Source organism: uncultured Methanobrevibacter sp. (assembly GCF_937881195.1).
In the GTDB taxonomy this organism is placed as follows: Archaea; Methanobacteriota; Methanobacteria; order Methanobacteriales; family Methanobacteriaceae; genus Methanobinarius.
Genome location: NZ_CALGFC010000043.1, coordinates 1 through 8031, shown reverse-complemented (window position 1 = coordinate 8031; position 8031 = coordinate 1). Strand labels below are relative to the sequence as shown.

Annotated in this window: 6 protein-coding genes; 2 read left to right on the top strand and 4 right to left on the bottom strand. The window is 25.5% G+C overall.

The window, feature by feature from the left end; translation table 11 throughout:
• Nucleotides 1–184 precede the first annotated feature (184 nt).
• Together Q0087_RS06555 and Q0087_RS06550 are read right to left on the bottom strand one after the other, a co-directional pair.
• Complete coding sequence (locus Q0087_RS06555) at nt 185–580, bottom strand: YbaN family protein (protein WP_297896833.1); 396 nt, start codon at nt 578–580, stop codon at nt 185–187.
• Between the two features lie 23 nt (nt 581–603).
• Complete coding sequence (locus tag Q0087_RS06550) at nt 604–2124, bottom strand: catalase (protein WP_297896836.1); 1521 nt, start codon at nt 2122–2124, stop codon at nt 604–606.
• Between the two features lie 1115 nt (nt 2125–3239).
• On the opposite strand from Q0087_RS06550, the gene Q0087_RS06545 reads away from it, so the two are divergent.
• Nucleotides 3240–3527, top strand: coding sequence for a hypothetical protein (locus Q0087_RS06545; protein ID WP_297896839.1), 288 nt, complete (start codon nt 3240–3242; stop codon nt 3525–3527).
• A 128-nt stretch (nt 3528–3655) separates the two neighbouring features.
• Here the strand turns inward: Q0087_RS06545 and hisH are convergent, their stop codons facing one another.
• Together hisH and cfbD are read right to left on the bottom strand one after the other, a co-directional pair.
• The gene (gene hisH / locus Q0087_RS06540) at nt 3656–4273 is read right to left on the bottom strand and encodes an imidazole glycerol phosphate synthase subunit HisH (RefSeq protein WP_297896842.1); all 618 of its coding nucleotides are present in this window, start codon (nt 4271–4273) and stop codon (nt 3656–3658) included.
• 22 nt (nt 4274–4295) lie between these two features.
• Entirely contained in the window at nt 4296–5387 is a 1092-nt protein-coding gene (gene cfbD, locus Q0087_RS06535) for a Ni-sirohydrochlorin a,c-diamide reductive cyclase catalytic subunit (protein ID WP_297896845.1), read from the bottom strand.
• 879 nt (nt 5388–6266) lie between these two features.
• On the opposite strand from cfbD, the gene Q0087_RS06530 reads away from it, so the two are divergent.
• Nucleotides 6267–8031: Ig-like domain repeat protein (locus Q0087_RS06530; RefSeq protein WP_333658728.1), on the top strand; the 1765-nt coding region annotated here is incomplete at its 3' end.

Below are 8031 nucleotides of genomic sequence, written 5' to 3'. Positions count from 1 at the left end.
TTAATAGATAATTTAATAGATAAATGAATAAATAAAAGGAATAATTAATTTAATAGATAATTTAATAGATAAATGAATAAATAAAAGGAATAATTAATTTAATAAATAATTAATAGAAAAAATTAATAAAAAACTAATATAATAACAAAATAATAATTAAATCTCTCTTTTTATAATTACTTTTTTAACAAACATCTTCTTTTTTACAAATAGTCTCTTTTTTAGTTTTTAAAAGTAAAATATGTGCACTAACACATATTCCTACAATAAGTAAAATTAATCTAATTATTGGACTGTTTATTATTAAAGCAGAAATAGTCAACATAAACCATAAAAATATTAAACTGTTCCTTTTAACATCTAGTGGAATACCTTCTTTTTTCTTATAATTTTCTATATAACTTCCAAAGTATCTATTGCTTGAAATCCACTTTTCTGCTCTTTTTGAACTTTTCCCAAAACAGAAAAAAGCAGCTAAAATAAATGGAGTGGTCGGTAAGATTGGTAAAGCTATGCCTACTGCACCTAATCCTACTAAAACAACCCCTAAGCTAAAAAACACGCTTCGTTTAGGTTCCATATTTGCACAATTATTTAAAACAATTAAATTTTTTCATTTTTTGTGGCTTCAACTCTTTCTTCTTGAGTCATTTCAGAAAGATTTTTAACTTTGGATATATCAAGTCCAATTCCCTCAGCTACACGTGTTCCATATTCTGGTTCTGCTTTGTAGAAAAGAGCACATTGTCTATATTGAATTCTTTCTTGGGCATTTCCTAAGTGTACAACTATATTATATACTAGATGATCCTTATCCTCATCATTTAAAACTCTTCTCCAAAGTTCACCTGTTTGGAAAAAGTCAACATCTTCAACTGGCCTTGGGTGTCTATTAATTTCCGCTTTCAATTCTATAGTTGGTGGAGTAACTGTTTCATCTACTTCTGGCCCATCAAATGAATTTGGATAGTAATTAGGCCCACTTCCTCCATTATCTGTGACTGTCATCGGCCCGTCTCTTTGATAGGTGTTTACTTCAGTATTTTTTGCCCTGTTTATTGGAATTTGGTGATGATTTGGACCTAGTCTATGCCTTTGAGTGTCTTCATAAGAAAATAACCTTCCTTGCAAAAGTCTGTCTGGTGAAGGTCCAATTCCTGGAACAAAATTTGAAGGTGCGAATGCAACCTGTTCAACTTCAGCAAAGAAATTTTCTGGATTTTTATTTAAAACTAATTTTCCTAGAGGAATTAATGGATAATCTCCATGGAACCAAACTTTTGTTACATCAAATGGATCAAATTCATATTTTTCTGCTTCTTCTGGAGTCATTATTTGGACATAAACATTCCATTCTGGATAATTTCCCTCTTCAATAGCATTAAATAGATCTTCTACAGCATGATCTGGATTTTCACCGCACATTTTAACTGCTTCATCATTTGTTAAGTTTTTTATTCCTTGCGCTGTTTTAAAATGATATTTTACCCATACATATTCATTTTTCTCATTATACCACATAAATGTATGACTTCCAAAACAATCCATATGTCTGAAATTTTTTGGAGTTCCTCTATCTGTAAATAAAAATGTTGCTTGATGTATTGATTCAGGTGTTAAGGACATAAAATCCCAAAACATATCTGCATCAGCCAAGTTATTTTTTGGATTTCTCTTTTGAGTATGTATAAAATCTGGGAATTTTATTGCATCTCTAATAAAGAAAATTGGAGTATTATTTCCAACAAGATCGTAATTTCCTTCTTCAGTGTAATATTTCATAGCAGTTCCACGAGGATCTCTTTTTGCATCAGCAGAACCTCTTTCTCCCCCAACGGTAGAGAATCTTATAAAAACCTCAGTTTTTTTACCAACTTCTGAAAGAAATTTAGCTCTAGTATATTTTGAAAGGTCATTTGTAACTTCAAAATATCCATAAGCCCCAGTTCCTTTCGCATGAACGACTCTTTCCGGTATTCTTTCTCTACCGAAATGCGCAAGTTTCTCAGTTAAATGAGAATCTCCTAACATTGTATAATTTGATCCTTTACCTGTGGTAATGGATGCCTGATCATTAGGTACAGGAATTCCTTTATTTGTTGTGAATTTTTTTTTATTTGACATTTTATCATCTTGTTTGTGATTTGTTTTTGTATATTAATATATTACTACTAAAATATATAATTTTTTAATTAAATTTTTTAATAGGTTTTTTATTAAATTTTATTTATAGTATAATTAAATTCAAATAATATAATTCTTATATTTTTTTTAAGTACTTATTTTCATTTTTAAAACATGAGATAATAAACAAAAAATTCTAATAATAGTTAAAAAATAATAAAAAACGAAATAAAATCATATTAATTATTAATATATAAATTATTAATATATGAACTATTAAAATATTAATTAATATGATATTAATTTTTGGTATGGAAATTATCAGAATAATTATTAAAATAAATTAAAATAACTAGAAATTAAAAAATTAAATTGAACAACACATTTATTAGGAAATTATAAACAGTTTAGGGACTTATAATCAAATAATTGTTTATTTTATTTTGTTTTACTGGTATACAATATATGTATTTTATGAAATATTTTTCATTAGTTTTTCATGATATTGTATCATATTAGTATATTTTTTATTATATTATCCTGCTTAATTACTAATTATTTTCTTTCAATAGTAAAATAGACAAAATATAATTTGTATATTTAATTATAAAGATATATAAATATTTATTTAGTTGTTTATTTTGTTTTAGATATATACAATATATGTATTTTATAAAATATTTTGAATTGGGTTTTTGGTTATTAAATCATATTAGTATAATTTTTAATATAATTTTTCATGCCTAATTATTAATAATTTTCTTTTAATAATAAAATGGATATAATAAAATTTATATATTTTATTATAAACTTAGAAAAATATTTATTTTGTTCTTTATTTTGATTTACTGGTATACAATATATGTATTTTATGAAATATTTTTAATAATGTTTTATATTATTTTGGTACTTTTTAGTATAATTAACCATACTTAATTAAGTGAAATTATCATAATAATAGTAAAATAAATAGAATAAAATTTATATAATTAATTAAGGAGATAGAAAAATGTATTTTATTGTTATAATTAAATAGTTTTTTATAACTTTTAAATAAAATATATTAACTTTGATTTTAAATTTTTATAACTGATATACTATTAGAGGGTAATTATATGTATGTAAATATAGGAAATGGTCATGCTGAAACACATTTAGAGTTTATAAAGGTTTTAAATGTGAGAATAGAAGAAAGAGATCCTTTAAAACCAGTTTTTGATGAGTTGCCTTTTTTAGCAAATTTTGAAAATGAAGATGATTATCTTAAACTTGTTGATTATGGAGTATTCCACATCGAATTAGAACATGGTAAAATATTAGTTGATTGTAAATTAAATAATAAAATAAAGTTTATTGATGAAAATACTGATGTAGAAGGTTATTATAGTTATTCTAAATTATAATCTCTTTTTATCATGTATTATTTCAATAAATTAGGTCTTTAATATAATTTATTGGCCTTTTAATTAAAATAATTCTTTTTTCTTTATGTCTTATTTGGATATATTCTCATTTTTTACATATTTAATTTTTATAATTTCATTGAAACAAAATTTTTAAGCATTTTAAGACCAGAAGGCCCACTTTTTTCAGGGTGGAACTGTGTTGCAAATACATTGTTTTGGTGTAAAACTGCTGTAACATCAAACCCATATTCTGTAGTTCCTGATATTACTTCTTCATCTTCTGGTGATGCATAATACGAGTGAACAAAATAGAAATAATCTTTATCTATGCCATCTATAATAGAACAACTTTTTTCCCGTTCACATAATGTCATATCAAGGCGATTCCAACCCATGTGTGGAATTTTTAGACCGTTTTCAGCTGGAAGTTTTTTAACTTCTCCTTTAAAAATATCTAAACCCTTAATTCCTGGTGTTTCTTCACTTTTTGATAGTAATGCCTGTAATCCTAAACAAACTCCTAAAAATGGTTTGCCGTCGGATATATGTTCTGTTATGATTTTTTTATAGGGTTCAATATTATTCATAATTTGTCCAAATGCACCAACCCCTGGTAAAACAAGATATTTTGCATTAGATATCTCTTCAGGATTATTAGTGATATTTGATTTTATATTAATTTTAGAAAACCCATTAGAAATACTCCTTAGATTTCCACTTCCATAATCAATAATTGTAATCATGATGTAACCTTTTTTACTTTTCTTATTTATTTTTATCCCAATTACTAATAGTTCTAATCATCATACCAAAGTCAGAGTCCACTATTTTAGAAGTACCGAGTGTTTTTGAGTGGGCATCTAACTCAGCTACCACATAATCGTATCCCAATTCTCTTAAAGGTTCAACGAGTCTCGGACCATCTGTAACAGCTATTGTTTCTATTTTTGGATTAATATCTTCAATTTTCAATGCATGTGGAACTCCAATAACTATAACTAAGTCAAAATTATTTTCTTTCAATATATCTTCAGCTTTTTTGGGAGTGATCGGATATTCATCTAATCCTCCAGTAATATAATCAATAGATATTCCATTTTTTTCTAATTCTTTAGTTATATTTTTGGCATGTTCTCTTATTCTAGGAAGTCCAATATTTTTATCAAGATTAGCTATAATTTTTGGTTGGTTTTCTTTGTTTATACTTTTGAAATCAACATTTAAAACATCTGCAAACAAATAACTGGTTTCTTTTTTTGCATTAAGTACGAATGCTACTTTTTTACCTTCTTTAAGATTTTTCAAGACTATTTTTGCCACTTCTTCTTTATTATCTCCAAAATTTGGTCTTATGTATTTTCCTTTAGCCATCCCCCTTGTTTTTTCAATTTTAGTTGCTAATTTAAGCATATTTATTTGTCTATTGGCTTCTTTTTCTGGAATCACTCCATATTTACTAGCTACCTCTAATACAGCTATTGCTCCTTCAGTATTATCTCCTTCACCAAATCCTCCATGAGATTCTACAGGTAATACTATTGCTTCTGTTTCAACATTCTCAATAGCTTCTTTAAGATCTTCACCTATTATCATACTTGCACAAGTTCCAACTATTCCAACTAATTTTGGATTGAACATTTCATTTGCCTTTTTAAGAGTCTCTTCTAGTTTATCACTAGCTCCAAATATAAAATCATTTTCTGCCATTGCTGTTGTCAATACTCTAACTCCATCACTTTCAAGAAGTCTTCCAGTTCTAAAACAACAGCCATGAGGGCCATGCATTATTATAACATCAGCATTAAGATCTCTCAATGTATAAAGTGAAGCAGCTATTGGGCTTGGTCTTGGATGCATTTTATCTCCTTTTTAATATATTTTAAGAAATAATTAGTTTTATTAAGTTATTATTTAATAATTTATCTTTTTTAAAGTTATTTATGAAATTATTATTTAAACTTAAATTTTCATTATTTAACTCATTATTTAATAAATTTTGCTAATTTTGATGTAAATCTTTATTTTTACACTTGAAATTAACCTCTGTAATATCAAATATGATTTTTTTATTACTATTTCTGTAAAATATTAATTTCTTATATAATCACTAATCATTGGCAGTTATTTTTTCTTTATTCCTAAGCTTTCCTAAAATTAAAAGCTTGTAAAAAATATTGGGCTATGGTATTTTGTTTATTTATATTTCAAAATTTTGATAATTGTTCAATTCATCAATAATTATTTCTTATTCTACCACGATTTTTTTTGATATTTTTCGTTTATTTATTCATTAATTGATTATTAATTGCCTTAATAACTTATAATATCTTTTTTAGTTTAGCATAATCTAATAAATCTTTTTTATGTCATTTTTTTATTACTATTAAATATTTTATCATCAAAACATTTATATATTAATAATTTTATATAATCGTTAGTAAATATAATAATTGTTCTTTTTTATTTTTTCAATGTTATATTTAGGAAAATATTATAATTATTGGGTAATATTTTCTCTATTGAAAAATATGTATGATAAAAATTAATGTTATATATAAAAAATTAATATTGTTGTTAAAATTAATATTATGAATTTTAACAATTATATTACAACATAAATGCTAAATATTTTAATTAAATTGTTTTTTTTTTATTGAATATTCTATATCATTTACTTATATAATGAATCAATTTTTTATATACTTTTTTTAATCATTTTACGGCATTACTAGAGAATTGGGGGGAATTATTCTGGTAAAGAGTAAATATGCCTATTTAGTAGGCATTTTCTTTATTTTATCTATATTTGTATCTATTCAGTTTTGTGCTGCTGATGGTTCAGTAACTATTAGTAACTCTACTTCTGGTGGATTAAACAGTACTATATCTAGTTCTGAAAATTATAATAATATTAACCTTTTAAATGGAACATATAAGGGCGGAAATAACAATAAATTATCTGTAAACAGTAATAAAAATTTAACAATACAGAGCTACGATTCTAATAATAAAGCTACTATTGATTGTTCTGGCTCATGGTTTATAAATAATAAGGGAAATTTAACACTTAAGAATTTAATAATAAAGAATGCTGGTTTTTATGAAAATGGTGCAGTATACAATAGTAAAAGTTTAACTATAATTAATTGTACTTTTTTAAGTAATACTGGTTTTCCAATGGGTGCAGCTATTTATAACACTGGTGATTTAAGTATTACTGGCTCTAATTTTATCAATAACTCCGTTTATAGTGATGGTGGAGCTATTTATAATAGTGGAAATTTAGATATTTATGATTCTATCTTCACAGGTAATAAAGCTAGTGGTAGTGGTGGAGACATTTATAACATTGGAAATTTAACTGTTAATTCTTCTAATTTTACTAATTCTTCTGTTAATAATTATGGTGGTTCCATATATACATCTGGAAATTCATATATCGTTAATTCTAATTTTATTTTTACTAAAGCTAGTTTCGGCGGGGCTGTTTTTGTTAATGGATACTCTAAAATATATAACTCTACCTTTATTAATTGTCGCGTTCCAGACCGTGGAGGAGCTATTTATAATAATGATAGTTTAACTCTCAATAATTCTATTTTTAATGGTAATAATGCAAGTATTGGGGGTTCTATTTTCAACATTGGTAAATTAATAGTTAATAATTCTAGTTTTAATAATAGTTATGTTCCAGACCGTGGAGGAGCTATTTTTTCTAATAATAATTGTAATATTTCTAATTCAATTTTTACTAATAATAAAGCTTGTCAGGGCGGAGCTATTTTCAATGATGTCACAGGATATTTATTTGTTTTTGGAAATCAAATGTTAAATAATAAAGCTACTTATATAGGGGATTCAATTTATAATGATGGAAAAATTTGTATTATTGGGCTCACATTTTTAAATAATAATTCATATTATGTTGAAAATGGACAAAATTTTTTAATCTTTGCTAATTTAACTGATAATATGGGCAATCCTATTACTGGCGGAATTATTTCTTTTTATTTAAATAATAATTTCCTAGGAAATGTTAATGTGATTAATGGCATGGCAAATCTAACATATTATGTTGATATTGCTGGTCCTTCTATAGTATCTGGTTATTATTCTGGTTATTATTCTAATTCTAGCTATGGTGATCAAGGAATTATTATTAAAAATGGTTTACTTACAAATTCTCACAAACAAAGGGTTAATATTACTGTTTCTAATGTTAGTGGCAAACTATCCAAGAAAGTAAATTTAACTGCTAAATTAACTGATGAAAATGGAAATGATCTTCGTGATAAAATCCTTAAGTTTTATGTGAATGGTGTTTACTATGGTAGTAGTACTACCAATAATCAAGGTATTGCTAAATTATCGTATACTCTTTCAAATATCGGATTATCTACTTATTATGTTGTTTTTGATGGGGATGCTGATTACATGTCATTTGTCAGTTCTAATGCTAGTGTTAGTGTTGGTAAGGGTGATTTGAGTGTTGTGGTTGTGG